This is a genomic window from Eubacterium maltosivorans, from assembly GCF_002441855.2.
GTDB classification, from domain to species: Bacteria; Bacillota; Clostridia; order Eubacteriales; family Eubacteriaceae; genus Eubacterium; species Eubacterium maltosivorans.
Map to the genome: position 1 here is coordinate 4258659 of NZ_CP029487.1, position 13235 is coordinate 4271893.

Here is a 13235-nt window from a genome sequence, read left to right on the forward strand (position 1 = left end):
TCATCTTATAAAGAGAAAGTAGAATGTATGAAAAAAGAACGATTTGATAAATATCTCGTTGATCACGGCTTTTTTGATTCTCGGGAAAAGGCTAAAAAAGCAATTATGGCTGGGTTGGTCATGGTGAGCGGCCAGGTCAAGGATAAAGCGGGGGATCAGCTGGTGGTGGATTTGGACCCATCCGTTATCGAGATCAAGGGCAATCCTATCCCTTATGTAAGCCGGGGAGGGCTCAAGCTGGAAAAAGGGCTTGAGGTTTTTCCATTTCCAGTGCAGGGTGGTATTTTCCTTGATATCGGTGCGTCGACTGGTGGTTTTACAGACTGCCTGCTGCAAAACGGGGCCGCAAAAGTATACTCGGTGGATGTGGGATATGGGCAGCTTGACTGGCGTCTCCGCGGAGATGAACGGGTAGTGTCCATGGAACGGACTAATTTCAGAAATCTGGAAAAGGGCGCTATCCCGGATATTGTAGACGGAACAGTTATGGATGTTTCCTTTATTTCGATCACAAAACTGCTGGACGCGATTCGCTTGTTTTTAAAGGATGGGGGAAAAGGAATCTGGCTCATCAAACCCCAGTTTGAGGCGGGACGTGATAAGGTGGGCAAGAATGGCGTTGTTCGGGATAAAAAAACTCACAGAGAGGTATTGGACCAGACACTTTCGCAGATTATGGAAAAGCATTTTAAAGTTTTTGGCTTGGATTATTCACCCATACAGGGCCCTAAGGGAAATATAGAGTTTCTTTGCTTTGTTGAGAAGCTGCCGGAGTGTAAGACAGCAAGGTTTGAAAACCGGGAACAAATGATTGAACAGGTGGTTAATGCAGCCCATAGCGCCTACAGTAAAAAGGATGGGGAAAACAATGATGAATGAAGTCGGCATCTATCTCAACTGCGATAAAAGCGACAGTGTGGAAATGGCCGCGAAGTGCATCCGCTATCTAAGAGGGCGGGGAATACAGGTCGCTTTGCTCAATAATCAGATGGAGCCAGACGGGGACCCTGGGGTGCATATATACCCTAAGGATGAATTTTATAAAAAGCCGGACTGCATTGTGGTATTGGGCGGAGACGGAACACTGCTGTCTGTTGCCAGGGCTTCTTGCATTTACGATATGCCCCTTTTTGGCATTAACCTTGGAAAGCTGGGCTTTCTGACAGAAGGTGAAGCCTCTAACTATGAGCACCTGTTAAAGGCGCTGTGCAACGGGGAGTTCTTCCTCGAGAAACGGATGATGCTGTCCTCCTGCATTAACCGGCCGAATGGTGAGAGCGAGACCTTTCTGGCTCTTAATGACGTTCTGGTAAAAAATACCGGATTCCGCATGATGGATATTAAAGCTTACGCGGGTAAAGAAGGGGAGAACATGATCGATTTTTTCAGAGCGGACGGGCTGATCATTGCCAGTCCGACGGGATCGACGGCTTATTCGCTGGCGGCTGGTGGTCCGGTGGTGGCGCCAGGAACAGATGTTATGATTGTCAATCCCATCTGCCCGCATCGGCTTCATGACCGTGCCTATGTAATTGCCGCAGAGGAAAATATCACCATTCGTTTTGATGAGCGCGAACGGGACATTATCGTGAGCTTTGATGGACAAAACATTATCCCCATTGGGGCGAGAGATGAGGTCGTGGTGAAAAAAGCACCCTATACTGCCAATTTAGTTCGGCTCAATAATGTGAATTTCTACGATCGTCTGAGGAAAAAGCTTTCTGACGATGTGCTCAGCAATATCAGCAATAAAGACAGGAGGTAGCTGCCGTGAAAGTAGCGAGACAGACTAAAATCATTGAAATTATTGAAAATAATCAGATTGAAACCCAGGAAGAACTAGCCGAGCACCTAAAGCAGAGTGGCTACAAGGTGACACAGGCCACGATTTCAAGGGATATTAAGGAGCTTAAGCTCATTAAGGTTATGGGGCAGGACGGACGTCAGTATTATTCTTCCTTAAAGGATATGGGCACCATATACGATGAGCGAGTGGTGGCTGTTTTCAGAGAATCCGTTTTAACGGTAGATACTGCTACCTTTTTGGTAGTGCTCCATACACTGCCAGCCATGGCTCAGGCGGCGGCTCTGGCTATTGACTCTATGGAGTGGAATGAGGTGGTTGGTACTGTGGCAGGCGACGACACTATTTTTGTCGCTGTCCGGGAACAAGATGACGTCAACGAAATTGTAAGCCGCTTTAAAAAATTGATGAAGCCCTGACGGCATCGGGTAAAAATAGCCGACAGATTAAAGCACAGGAGAGGTTTTTATGCTGTTAAATATCGTCATTAAAAATTACGCCCTGATCGAGGCCTTAAATATCGACCTGGATCCAGGACTCAACGTGATTACTGGGGAAACTGGAGCCGGTAAGTCCATTGTCATCGATGCGCTTACATTGCTGCTGGGACAGCGGGGCAATAAGTCTAATATTCGCCACGGAGCGGATAAAATGGTGGTGCAGGGGTTGTTTGATATTGACGGAAATCAGGCAGTATCCGCTAAACTGGCCGAATTTGGTATTGAGCCAGAGGATGGGCGCCTCATACTAACCCGTGAGATTGATACCAAGGGGAAAAATGTGTGTCGGGCAGATGGGATTATCATTACCGTAACACAGCTCCGGGCCATCGGTGATAACCTGATTGATATTCACGGGCAGCATGAGCACCAGTCGCTGTTTCAGCGGGAGAACCACCGTCATTTTTTGGATGATTTTGGAGGTGACCCGGCCAGGGAGCTGCTGAACGATGTGGCGGGAGACGCTGCGAGGCTCAAAGAGCTTAGTCAGAAAATCCGCGGTCTTGAAAAGGACGAGCGGGAAATGGAACGCCAGAAGGAAATGTTCTTGTATGAGCTCAAGGAGATCCGGGCAGCCAAGCTGATCGACGGTGAGGAAGAAAGTCTGGAGAGCGACAAAAAGATTCTCGTCAACAGCGAGCAGCTTTTCAGAAGTGCTAATGAGGCCTACCAGGTCTTGAACGGGGACGAAAATGCTTACCAGACCGCCCTCCTGGCATTGCTGACCGAGCTGGGCGACCGCATAAGGGATATTTCGGAGATCGACAGCGGTTTTAAAGCCTATGATGCCGTAGTGGAATCGGCCTATCAGGAGCTTGAGAATTTGTCCTTTGAAATTCGCAGCTATATAGACGGCATTGACTTTGACATGAATAATCTAGATGAAGTGGAAAAACGCCTGGGTGTGATCACTGGGCTCAAACGAAAATATGGAAGCTCGATCAGTGAAATTCTGGAATATGGCGCGCTTTTGGAAGAACGGCTTTCAGGGCTCATAAACCGCGATGAACAGATCGAGAAATTTCAGAAACAGTATAAAAAGATTCTGAGAGACTATGAAAGCCGGGCAAATGCGCTGCATGAAATGCGCAAAAAATCCGGTCAAGTCTTTAAGGAAGCCCTTGAACGTGAATTGAAAGACCTGGCTATGGAAAAAACTGTGGTGCAGGTACAAATCAGCCAGGAAAAGAAGCTGATCTCACCGAAGGGGCAGGATCAGGTTGAATTTTTGATCTCGGTCAACCCCGGGGTGCCGCCGAAGCCGTTGCGCAAAATTGCTTCGGGAGGGGAGATTTCCCGCATCATGCTCAGCATCAAAAGTATATTCGGCGACCGCGACCGGATCCAGACAATGATTTTTGACGAAATTGACACCGGTATCAGTGGGAGGACAGCTCAGGCAGTGGCTGAGAAGGTTTTTGAGCTTAGCAAGACCCACCAGATTATCTGTATTACCCATCTGCCACAGATTGCCTCGATGGCGGATAAGCATTTTCTGGTCGAGAAAAAATCGGACGACGACAGTGTGGAGGTGAATTTTGGGCCGCTTGGAGAGCGGGAACGCCAGAACGAGCTGGCCCGGATGCTCAGCGGTGCAGAGGTGACTCAAACGACCCTTGACCATGCTGCCGAAATGCTGGAAATGACCAAAAAACTAAAAAAGACAAAATAGTAGCAGTCCTCAAAATGCGAAATGCGCAAAATGAACAAAATAGTGCATTAACAAGTGAATAATTTTTAGGTAGAATAAAGCAAGGTAGAGAAACTTAAAATTAATGGTTAATGAAAAGGAGATTAGTAATTATGGAACGCAGAGTACCATTGGGATTATCAAACAAACACATTCATCTGTCCCAGGAGGATTTAGAAGCTTTATTCGGTGAAGGCTATGAATTGACACCGAAAAAATTTCTGGTTCAGCCTGGACAGTTTGCAGCGGTTGAAAAGGTCGATATTGTAGGACCAAAGAACACATTGGCAGGGGTACGTGTTTTAGGTCCGGTTCGTCCGGAAACACAGCTGGAATTAAACATCGCAGACGGCGTTAAGTTAGGTATCCATCAGGTTCCGATTCGTTTATCAGGTGACCTGGAGGGTACACCGGGCTTTACCATTATCGGGCCAAAGGGGAAAGTAGTTAAGGAAAAAGGGATGATCGTCGCTGAAAGACATATCCACTTATCCACCGAAGAAGGCGCTAACTATAATCTGAAGGACGGCGATATTGTTTCGGTTCGTCTGAAGGGACCTCGCGGCCTGATTTTTAATAATGTGCTGGTGCGTGTTGGGGATAAACACAAAATGGAAATGCACATTGATATTGAAGAAGGCAACGCAGCCGGTGCGCGCAACGGACAGCTGGCCTGTATCGTTGATAAGGAAACCGCTACGATTGATTACCTGACCATCTGCGACGATGGAAGTCCGCTTCCGATGGTTGGAGACCTGCCGGAAAAAGAATAAATTAAAATAATTGGAGGAATACCATGCCAACACCGAACCCTACAGCGTTTACGATTTTCAATATTGAGGTGAAATGGTACGGAATCCTCATTGCTGCTGCCCTGGTAATCGGGATGCTGATTGCGGTCAAGCGTAGTGCGAAATACGGGATTAAGAGCGATGATATCATGGATTTTTTTCTGTTTCTGGTTCCGTCCATTATTGTAGGCGCGCGGCTTTATTACGTTATTTTTGAATGGGGCTACTATTCAAAACACCTTAATGAGATTATTATGACGCGCTCCGGCGGTCTGGCCATACACGGCGGGATTATTGCCGGAGTGATTGTCGGGATTATCCTGTGTCGGGTAAAGAAGATCAATTTCTTTGCGTTGGCAGATACGGTGATCCCGGCATTGCCGCTGGGGCAGGCCATTGGGCGCTGGGGGAATTACTTTAATCAGGAAGCTCATGGTACCATTACGGATCTGCCTTGGGCCATTACAGTAAGCGATCCGATTCTGGGGATGATACGTGTTCATCCTACATTTTTATATGAATCTATCTGGGATTTGCTCGTTTTTGGATTCCTGTTCTTTTATGAAAAGAAATTCAAAAAAGTTAACGGTGAGTTGCTATTTTTGTACCTCGCATTGTATTCTGTAGGCCGCTTCTTTATTGAAGAACTGCGGACGGACAGCCTGATGTTTATGAATATTCGGGTGGCCCAGCTCATCAGTCTGGCCCTTGTGATCGTCGGATTTGGTGGTATCATTGTCCTGAGGAAAAAATTTGGCGGCGAGCATTTAAATGGTGGCGAATAGGACTTTAAAACACTCCTGATCTGGAGTGTTTTTTTGTTTATAAAGAAAACCACTTGCTATGCAAGTGGTCCGGAAAAGCTTAAAGCGAGGGTACAAAAAACCTCCTATCAAGGGGAAAATAAGGTAAGGTTTGGCAGCCATACTTAAAATCCAAATAGGAGGTAAGTTTTTATGAAAGACAAAAATAATTTATCACATACGGTATATCAATGCAAATATCACATCATTATGATCCCCAAATATAGGAGAATGATAATCTACAACAAATTAAAAAGAGATATTGGGCAAATATTAAGAACTTTAATCGAAAGGAAGCCAGGGATTGAAATCATTGAAGCAGAAGCGTGTCCGGATCATATTCATATGTTGGTGGAGATACCACCGAAATACAGCATATCGAGCTTTATGGGATACTTAAAAAGCAAATCGACCTTAATGATTTTTGATCGACATGCGCATTTGAAATACAAATATGGAAACCGCAAATTTTGGGCGAGAGGATATTATGTGGATGCTGTTGGAAAAAATGAGAAAAGAATCAAAGAGTACATACAGCAGCAATTATGGGAAGATAAATTAAGCGACCAAATAAGCATGAAGGAATATATTGACCCGTTTACGGGTGAATCGGTGAAATAGGCAAATAGAAAAAAGCCCCTTTGAGGGGCCGCCTGTAAAAGCGCTATGGTTGTCAAATCTTCAGAGCCCGGAAGGGTGATCAGCCCCTTGTCAAGTAGACAAGTAAAATATCTAAAATAAGACGATAGGTATCCGCCATATCAGAACACAGATATGGCGGATATTTATGTTATGCACACCATTTGGCTTTGTAGGCTTCTAGCCGTTTGTTTTCAGAAATCGGGTACTGAATAGCTGCTTCTGAAGCCAGTGCCTCCTGCCTTACCTCAGATGGTGTTTTACAATGAAATCTGTCCTGTGGTCTTTCATTGGCATAAAATTTCATATATCCATGGATGGCAGAATACAGAGAGCCTTCGTCGGTGATCTTATACATACAGTACATGTCAGACTTGATAATTCCCCACAAGCCTTCTGTGGGTCCATTATCAATACAGTGTCCGACACGTGACATGGATTGAGCCATTCCCTGTTCTTGAAGCTTTGTCTGGAATACCTTGCTCGTATACTGATAGCCTCTGTCGCTGTGAAAGAGTGGTCTGGCTTCCGGATTCTGTTCCACTGCTTTGTCATATGTATCAAATACAAGCTTGTTGTCATTTCTCCGGCTGATAACATAAGCTACTGGATAACGGTCATAAAGGTCAAATATGGCGCTGAGATACAACTTCTTTCCGGTTTCGGGAATTTTAAATTCTGTTACATCCGTAGCCCATTTTTCATTAGGTTTTCCTGCATTGAAATCTCTTTTGAGCTTATTTTCAGCAGTAGCTTCCGGCTTGGAAGAATGGTATGTTTTCTTCTTTTTTCTAATAACAGAATGTATTCCAAGTTTCTTCATAATCCTATGAATCCGGTTCTTGCTATAGTTCGTATGATTGAAATGGTTTATCCAACTTGTCATTCTCCGGTAGCCTAAGATGCGGCAAAAACGTTCATCGTACTCTTTTATCAATTCTGCCAGCTTTAAATTCTCTGCCTCCCGTTCAGGAACTGAGCGGTGCAGCCATTTGTAATAAGCTGCGCGTGAAATTTCCAACTGTCTGCACATCCAGTTGATGCTCCATTGTTTTTTTTCAATAAAATATTGAATCGCCATATATTTCGATTCGAAGCGTTGTTTTCCAAATCTCACATCCTTTCGAATTCTTTCGCTTTTTTTAACAGTTCCACTGCCATATCCTTTTCTTCAAGCTGGCTTTTGAGCCGTATATTTTCTCGGCGCAGCCGTTCCAGTTCATCCACTTCGTCATCTGCTTTATGGTGCCCGCGCCGATCAACCAAACCAGTTTCACCATTAGCATCATATTTTTTCACCCAGGAGTAAACCTGGCTGTATGAAACATCAAACAAAGAAGCGGTTTCTTTGTAATCTCTATCATGGGCAATGCAATATTTAACAATTGCTTCTCGTTCTTCCAAAGTTGTTTTTCTCCGTGCTTCTGCCATATAGACCTCCCTCTTAGGATTATAATCCTTAAGCTTTCTATTGGCATTATACAACGAAACCCAATGCAACAAAACATCTGCTGTACTAATTTTGTGTTTTGCGGCAAGTTCAACTGCGGAGCCTTTTCCAGAAAGATACTCTTCAACCACCATTGTTTTGAATTCTGCTGTATAAGATTTATTACCTGCCGAACACAAGAGTCCCTCTGCTCCTTGCTCTTGATACTGCTGTACCCATCGTTTAAAGCACCCCGGTGCTGACTTATATCCTAACTCATGGGCTTTTTCTTCCAAGGAAAAAAGCCCATTCAGATATCCCTCCACAATATTCAATTTTTCTTCAGATGTATATTTTCTATACATAAAATCCCCCCTAAGTAGATTTTGGTTATTTACCTTGTCTACTTAAGGGGGATCATATCAGGGCACCATAGCAAAATGCACTTTCAGGGCCGGTTCATACCACCGAATTTTCCGATGGTTAATGATTTAAAATACAAAAAATAGCTTTATCAAACAAGTATTTCCATGTTTTGCTTAAAGATTAAATGTTACAATACATAATAATACAATAATAAAAAATGAAAAGTTATGGGGATTTTTAGGAGGGACTTCAATGGATGTGAACAATATATTGGGATCAAACGAAGGCAAGCTTCGTATCATACAGGAAACCGTACCGGGCAAACAGGTTACATTGGCCCATATTATCGCTGGTCCGGACCCGATCGTTTACCAGAAGCTGGGCTTAAACCCAAGCGTGGATTATAATAAGGCGGCCATTGGTATTTTGAGCATGACGCCAGCGGAAATTGCTGTTATCGCAGGGGATATGGCCATCAAGACTGCCCCGATCGATATGGGCTTTATTGACCGTTTCAGCGGCACCTTAATTTTTACAGGTCGTATTTCCGATGTTAAGTCAGCGGTCAATGCAATTTTGAGCTACCTTCAGGGGACATTGGGCTTTACCATCTGCGAAATTACAACAACATAGGATGAAGGCGACTTTATGAAAAAGATGATTTTGGTTGGCAGGAGTGAATGCGGAAAAACTACGCTGCGTCAGGCGCTGAAGGGTGATACCATTCAGTATGAAAAAACGCAGTATGTCAATCACTTCGATGTAATTATTGATACACCGGGCGAATACGCCGAAACCAATACACTGGCGCGGGCGCTGGCCCTCTATTCTTACGAGGCGGACGTGGTGGCACTTTTGATTAATGCGACTGAGCCCTATTCCTTATATCCGCCAAACGTTGCTCCTGTGGCAAACAGGCCGGTGATTGGGATTGTTACGCAGATCGACCATCCCTGTGCCAATACAGAGCAGGCCATCGAATGGCTTAAACTGACTGGTGCTGATCCGATCTTTCCGGTGAGCTCTTATACCGGAGAAGGGATCTGGCAGCTTTTAGAATACCTGAAGGAGCCAGGAGATGTTCTTCCCTGGGAGAGCCAGGAGGAGGCCGAACAGGAAAGAAACGTAAAATCCACAAAATACGAGATCCAGGAATTTGGACAAAAGGATTTTGAATTTATTTAAAACAAACCCCTCCGCATAAATTGCGGAGGGGTTTGTATCTAAAAAAGATGGGATGCCTAAACGGTACCCCATCTTTTTTTAGAGATCCTTTAAAATTTCATCCCACACATCACCGATCCGGGTCGTGCCGAAATAGTTGAGACAGGTTGAAACTGTTGGAAGATTTTTGTTTGCATCTATTTCCTTACGGGTTGGCTTTTTGCCAAGGCGTTTAAACTCATCCAGCAGCATCTGAGTGATGATGCTCTTGGAGTAACGGCGGCGTCCCTGGGGAGCAGTTTCTTCGACGGGTTCAGGATCATTGGCGACTGCTTCGGCAGGTTCAGCAATTTCGGAAACAACAGGAGCGTCCTCCCTGACCAGTGTCAGATTAAGGGCAGAAGCGCTGATGCCGGCAGCTTTGACCGCCTTTTCCCATTTCTTGAAAAAGCCAAGATAAGCCTTTGCCGGTGGATCGATCATATCTTCAGGACCTGGTATGCGTCCTAATTCAACGGCTTTCTTTTGTAATTGCTCAATGAGCATCTTTTTTTCGTAGTATTTTCCCATGGTTACCTTCCCTTGATTAACAATAATTTCAAAATTTTAAACGGTTATTATTATAGCATAAAACAGTGTAAATACAAGTAAAAATAGACCTGCAAAGTAATAAAAAATGAAACTACCGGCAATAAAAAACAGGCGGGATAAATCCAAAGCCTGTTTGGTGCCGATTTAGCTATATTACAGCAAATTTCATACAATAATTTACCATAGTGATTATACCATAACACCATGCAGATGTAAATTGAAGTTTTCAAATTCATTACGCCAAAAGGATCATTTTTAAAAACAGCAGGAAGAAGAGTCCGGCTTAAAGATTCGGAAAAGAATCGTAGCAATCCAGAAGGATTGATTGATTTTAGAAATCTATTAAGATATAATATGAACAAGTAATAAGATTATGATTGAAAGCGATCATAAAGGAGTGAATGGTTTTTAATGAAAGATAAAAAAGAAACAAAGCTAGAATCAGCCAAGGCGAAGATAGAGTTTGGCAGCATGGGGCTTGTAATATGCCAGCTTCTTTTAAATGAAGATCTGCCAGTGCTTTGGGCAAGCATGGATTTTTACAGGGCTACCGGCTATACCGAAGAGGAATATCAGAAGCGGTTTTCAAGTCTCAGGCACTATTATCAGGCATATCCGAAAGCGTTTCAAATTTTTAAGAATACACTGCTTCATGCTTTTGACGCGGGGGAGACCCGCGTGCGGACAAACTGCCAGATGCCTGTCTCAAATGGGATGGCCTGGTTTCAGGTGACTGCGACCATGGCAGAGCCTCCACAGTCAGACAGCTCAGTAATTAACGTTGTATTTGTTGACGTTACAGATATGGTCTTTTTGCAGGAGCAACGAATGCATTATTTTGAATTAATGCTGGATGAATATGTCGGCAACATCTATATCAGCGATATGTCTACCTATGAGCTTCTGTATGTGAACAAAGTATCTTGCGAAACACTGCAGCGGCCAATGGAGAATATTATTGGGAAAAAATGCTATGAGGTGATACAGGGACGGTCAACACCCTGCCCTTTCTGCACTAATGACCGGTTGAGCGAGGATTCCTTTTATGAATGGGAATTTTTTAACCCGGTTTTAGATCGAACTTTTATGATTAAGAACCGGATTGTGAACTGGTATGGGCATAAAGCCCGGATTGAGTTGTCCCACGATATGTATAGCGCAGAGTATAAACTTGCGAAAAAGGATCGTGAGCGGGAGGCCCTGCTCAGGACCATTCCCGGAGGTTTTGCGCGCCTGGACGCCCGAGACTTTAAGACGGTTCTCTGGTATGGGGCGGATTTTTTAGACATGATCGGCTACACTAAAGAGCAGTTCGAAAAAGAGTTGCATTCCCAGTGCACTTATATACATCCCGATGACCACGCCCGGGTGAAAAAAGCAATCATCGAGCCGCAAGCTACAGGACAGAACACAGTGTTTGAGGTGCGAATCAAAAAACGGTCGGGAGAACAGCGTATTTTAACCATTACCATGTGCTATGTGGATGGTTTGGACAGCTGGGACGGCATTCCCTCCTTTTACAGTATCGGACTGGATATCACGGAGGAAAGGGAGGAACAGCAGCGGCAGCGCATAGCACTGGAGGACGCGTATCAGGCGGTTCGTGTCGCCAACTCGGCCAAAACTGACTTTTTATCGTCAATGTCCCACGATATTCGGACGCCCATGAACGCGATCATGGGCATGACGGCCATTGCCAGGGCAAACATGGAAAGCCCGGAAAGGGTGGGGGACTGCCTGAACAAGATTAATGTCTCCAGCCGCCATCTGCTCAGCTTGATTAATGAAGTTCTGGATATGTCAAAGATTGAGAGCGGAAAGCTTGATCTGGTGCTTGAAGCCGTTGACCTCCCCGAGCTTATTCAGGGTGCTTCGGATATGTGTAAAGCGCTTCTGACTGAGAAAAAGCATGATTTCAAGGTGATTGTCGGACAAGTACAGCACGAAAAGGTCATCACTGACGGGGACCGCCTGCAACAGGTTTTTCTGAATCTGCTGTCCAATGCCATTAAGTATACGCCGGAGGGAGGAAAGATCACCCTGCTGATTAATGAGAGGCCTTCGATCATTTCTAAAAAGGCTCAGTATGAATTTGTTTTTACAGACAATGGCATTGGTATGGAACAGGAATTTCTTGTGAAAATTTTTGAGCCCTTCTCCCGTGCAGAAGATTCGCGTATCAGCAAAATCCAGGGAACCGGCCTTGGAATGGCTATTACGGATAACATAGTCCATATGATGAACGGAACCATTGATGTAAAGAGCGAGCCGGGAAAGGGAAGCCAGTTTATTGTAACGGTACCGTTGGAACTGCAAATCGAGGAAGTGCAAAGTGATGATGCGCTAGCAGGCCTGCCGGTACTGGTGGTGGACGATGACCAGATCGTGTGTGAAAACGCTGCGCTGCTACTGAATGAGCTGGGGATGCGCGGATGTTGGGTTTTATCCGGTGCCGAGGCAGTTGAAAGCGTTCAAAAGGCCCATCACCAGGGTGAGGATTATTTTGCAGTCATTCTAGATTGGAAAATGCCTGAAATAGATGGTCTTGAGACTGTCCGGTTGATCCGGAGGCAGATGGGAGAGGAGATGCCTATCATTATAATATCCGCATATGATTTTTCGGATATTGAGGAGGAATTTTTGAGCGCGGGGGCAGACGCCTTTATTACCAAACCTCTATTTAAATCGAAAATGCTGCATGTGCTTCAGCTGTTCTGTTATACAGATAAGACAGAGACTGAGGAGACCGGAGAGGAAGAATTCCACGCCCGGCTTTTGGGTAAACGTGTTTTGCTGGCTGAGGACAATGACCTCAACCGTGAGATTGCCGTCGAGCTTCTCAAAATGCAGGAAATTCTGGTGGAGACTGCGGAAAACGGAAAGCAGGCCATAGAGATGTTCGAAGCATCGAAGCCGGGATATTATCAGGCGATCTTGATGGATATTCAAATGCCGGTCATGGATGGCTACGAGGCAACGGCCAAAATACGGGCGATGTGCCGGGCAGATTCGAACTTACCGATTTTTGCCCTCACGGCTAACGCCTTTGTAAGCGATATGGTCAGGGCCCAGAGTGTGGGTATGAACGATCATGTCTCAAAGCCTATTGATATAGAAAAGCTTGTCGGCATTTTGGAGCAGTGGGTCAGGTAATCAAAAAAGATGTGCAGATAAATTCTTCTGCACAACTCCTGCGTTTTTTTGAACTTGAATACGCAATCTAAGTACAACGAATAAATAATGATCCATAGATTCTGGTAAATAAGATTGATCTGGATCTAATTAAGGAAGTACATTTTTGTTAACACAGGTTTTTCAGACATGAAACAGTAAAAACCTGGGAAAGAAAGCATAAAAACGAACGGCCTAAAAAAATAAATGATTTTCTGAATTAGACACAAAAAAATTGCAAAGAGATATTAAAAGTGGATCAAATGCAAACCAAAAAAACAGCTTGA

General features: G+C 44.6%; 13 protein-coding genes. 10 read left to right on the forward strand and 3 right to left on the reverse strand.

Annotation, left to right across the window (positions count from 1 at the left end):
- Nucleotides 1–27 precede the first annotated feature (27 nt).
- The 7 genes from CPZ25_RS19845 (at nt 28) to tnpA (ending at nt 6209) form a co-directional block, all read left to right on the forward strand.
- Nucleotides 28–879: a TlyA family RNA methyltransferase gene (locus CPZ25_RS19845; protein ID WP_096920587.1), complete on the forward strand. Its 852-nt coding sequence runs from the start codon at nt 28–30 to the stop codon at nt 877–879.
- Nucleotides 869–1765, forward strand: coding sequence for an NAD(+)/NADH kinase (locus CPZ25_RS19850; protein ID WP_096920586.1), 897 nt, complete (start codon nt 869–871; stop codon nt 1763–1765). Before CPZ25_RS19845 ends, CPZ25_RS19850 begins: the two co-directional genes overlap by 11 nt.
- A 5-nt stretch (nt 1766–1770) precedes the next feature.
- Nucleotides 1771–2223 (forward strand): arginine repressor, encoded by a 453-nt coding sequence (locus tag CPZ25_RS19855; RefSeq protein ID WP_058695262.1) that lies wholly within the window; start codon nt 1771–1773, stop codon nt 2221–2223.
- Nucleotides 2224–2272: 49 nt separating this feature from the next.
- Nucleotides 2273–3976 (forward strand): DNA repair protein RecN, encoded by a 1704-nt coding sequence (recN, locus tag CPZ25_RS19860; RefSeq protein WP_096920585.1) that lies wholly within the window; start codon nt 2273–2275, stop codon nt 3974–3976.
- A 131-nt stretch (nt 3977–4107) separates the two neighbouring features.
- On the forward strand, nt 4108–4767 hold the full coding sequence (gene pduL, locus CPZ25_RS19865; protein WP_038352709.1) for a phosphate propanoyltransferase: 660 nt from the start codon (nt 4108–4110) through the stop codon (nt 4765–4767).
- Nucleotides 4768–4790: 23 nt separating this feature from the next.
- Complete coding sequence (lgt, locus tag CPZ25_RS19870; protein ID WP_074617743.1) at nt 4791–5570, forward strand: prolipoprotein diacylglyceryl transferase; 780 nt, start codon at nt 4791–4793, stop codon at nt 5568–5570.
- Between the two features lie 171 nt (nt 5571–5741).
- A complete protein-coding gene (tnpA, locus tag CPZ25_RS19875) occupies nt 5742–6209 on the forward strand; it encodes an IS200/IS605 family transposase (RefSeq protein ID WP_074617744.1) in 468 nt (155 codons plus the stop codon).
- Between the two features lie 169 nt (nt 6210–6378).
- On the opposite strand, the gene CPZ25_RS19880 is transcribed toward tnpA, so the two are convergent.
- Both CPZ25_RS19880 and CPZ25_RS19885 read right to left on the reverse strand, forming a co-directional pair.
- Nucleotides 6379–7344 (reverse strand): IS3 family transposase, encoded by a 966-nt coding sequence (locus CPZ25_RS19880; RefSeq protein ID WP_138721015.1) that lies wholly within the window; start codon nt 7342–7344, stop codon nt 6379–6381.
- Nucleotides 7341–8021: a helix-turn-helix domain-containing protein gene (locus tag CPZ25_RS19885; RefSeq protein WP_096920878.1), complete on the reverse strand. Its 681-nt coding sequence runs from the start codon at nt 8019–8021 to the stop codon at nt 7341–7343. The genes CPZ25_RS19880 and CPZ25_RS19885 overlap by 4 nt, the downstream gene beginning before the upstream one ends.
- Nucleotides 8022–8274: 253 nt before the next feature.
- On the opposite strand from CPZ25_RS19885, the gene CPZ25_RS19890 reads away from it, so the two are divergent.
- Nucleotides 8275–8655: a BMC domain-containing protein gene (locus tag CPZ25_RS19890; protein ID WP_013381240.1), complete on the forward strand. Its 381-nt coding sequence runs from the start codon at nt 8275–8277 to the stop codon at nt 8653–8655.
- A 15-nt stretch (nt 8656–8670) separates the two neighbouring features.
- Nucleotides 8671–9207: a EutP/PduV family microcompartment system protein gene (locus tag CPZ25_RS19895; RefSeq protein WP_058695258.1), complete on the forward strand. Its 537-nt coding sequence runs from the start codon at nt 8671–8673 to the stop codon at nt 9205–9207.
- A 78-nt stretch (nt 9208–9285) separates the two neighbouring features.
- Here CPZ25_RS19895 and CPZ25_RS19900 read toward each other — a convergent pair whose 3' ends face one another.
- A complete protein-coding gene (locus CPZ25_RS19900) occupies nt 9286–9756 on the reverse strand; it encodes a homing endonuclease associated repeat-containing protein (protein WP_096920871.1) in 471 nt (156 codons plus the stop codon).
- 432 nt (nt 9757–10188) lie between these two features.
- On the opposite strand from CPZ25_RS19900, the gene CPZ25_RS19905 reads away from it, so the two are divergent.
- Nucleotides 10189–12930, forward strand: a complete 2742-nt coding sequence (locus CPZ25_RS19905) for a response regulator (RefSeq protein ID WP_096920872.1) — start codon at nt 10189–10191, stop codon at nt 12928–12930.
- Nucleotides 12931–13235 lie beyond the last annotated feature (305 nt).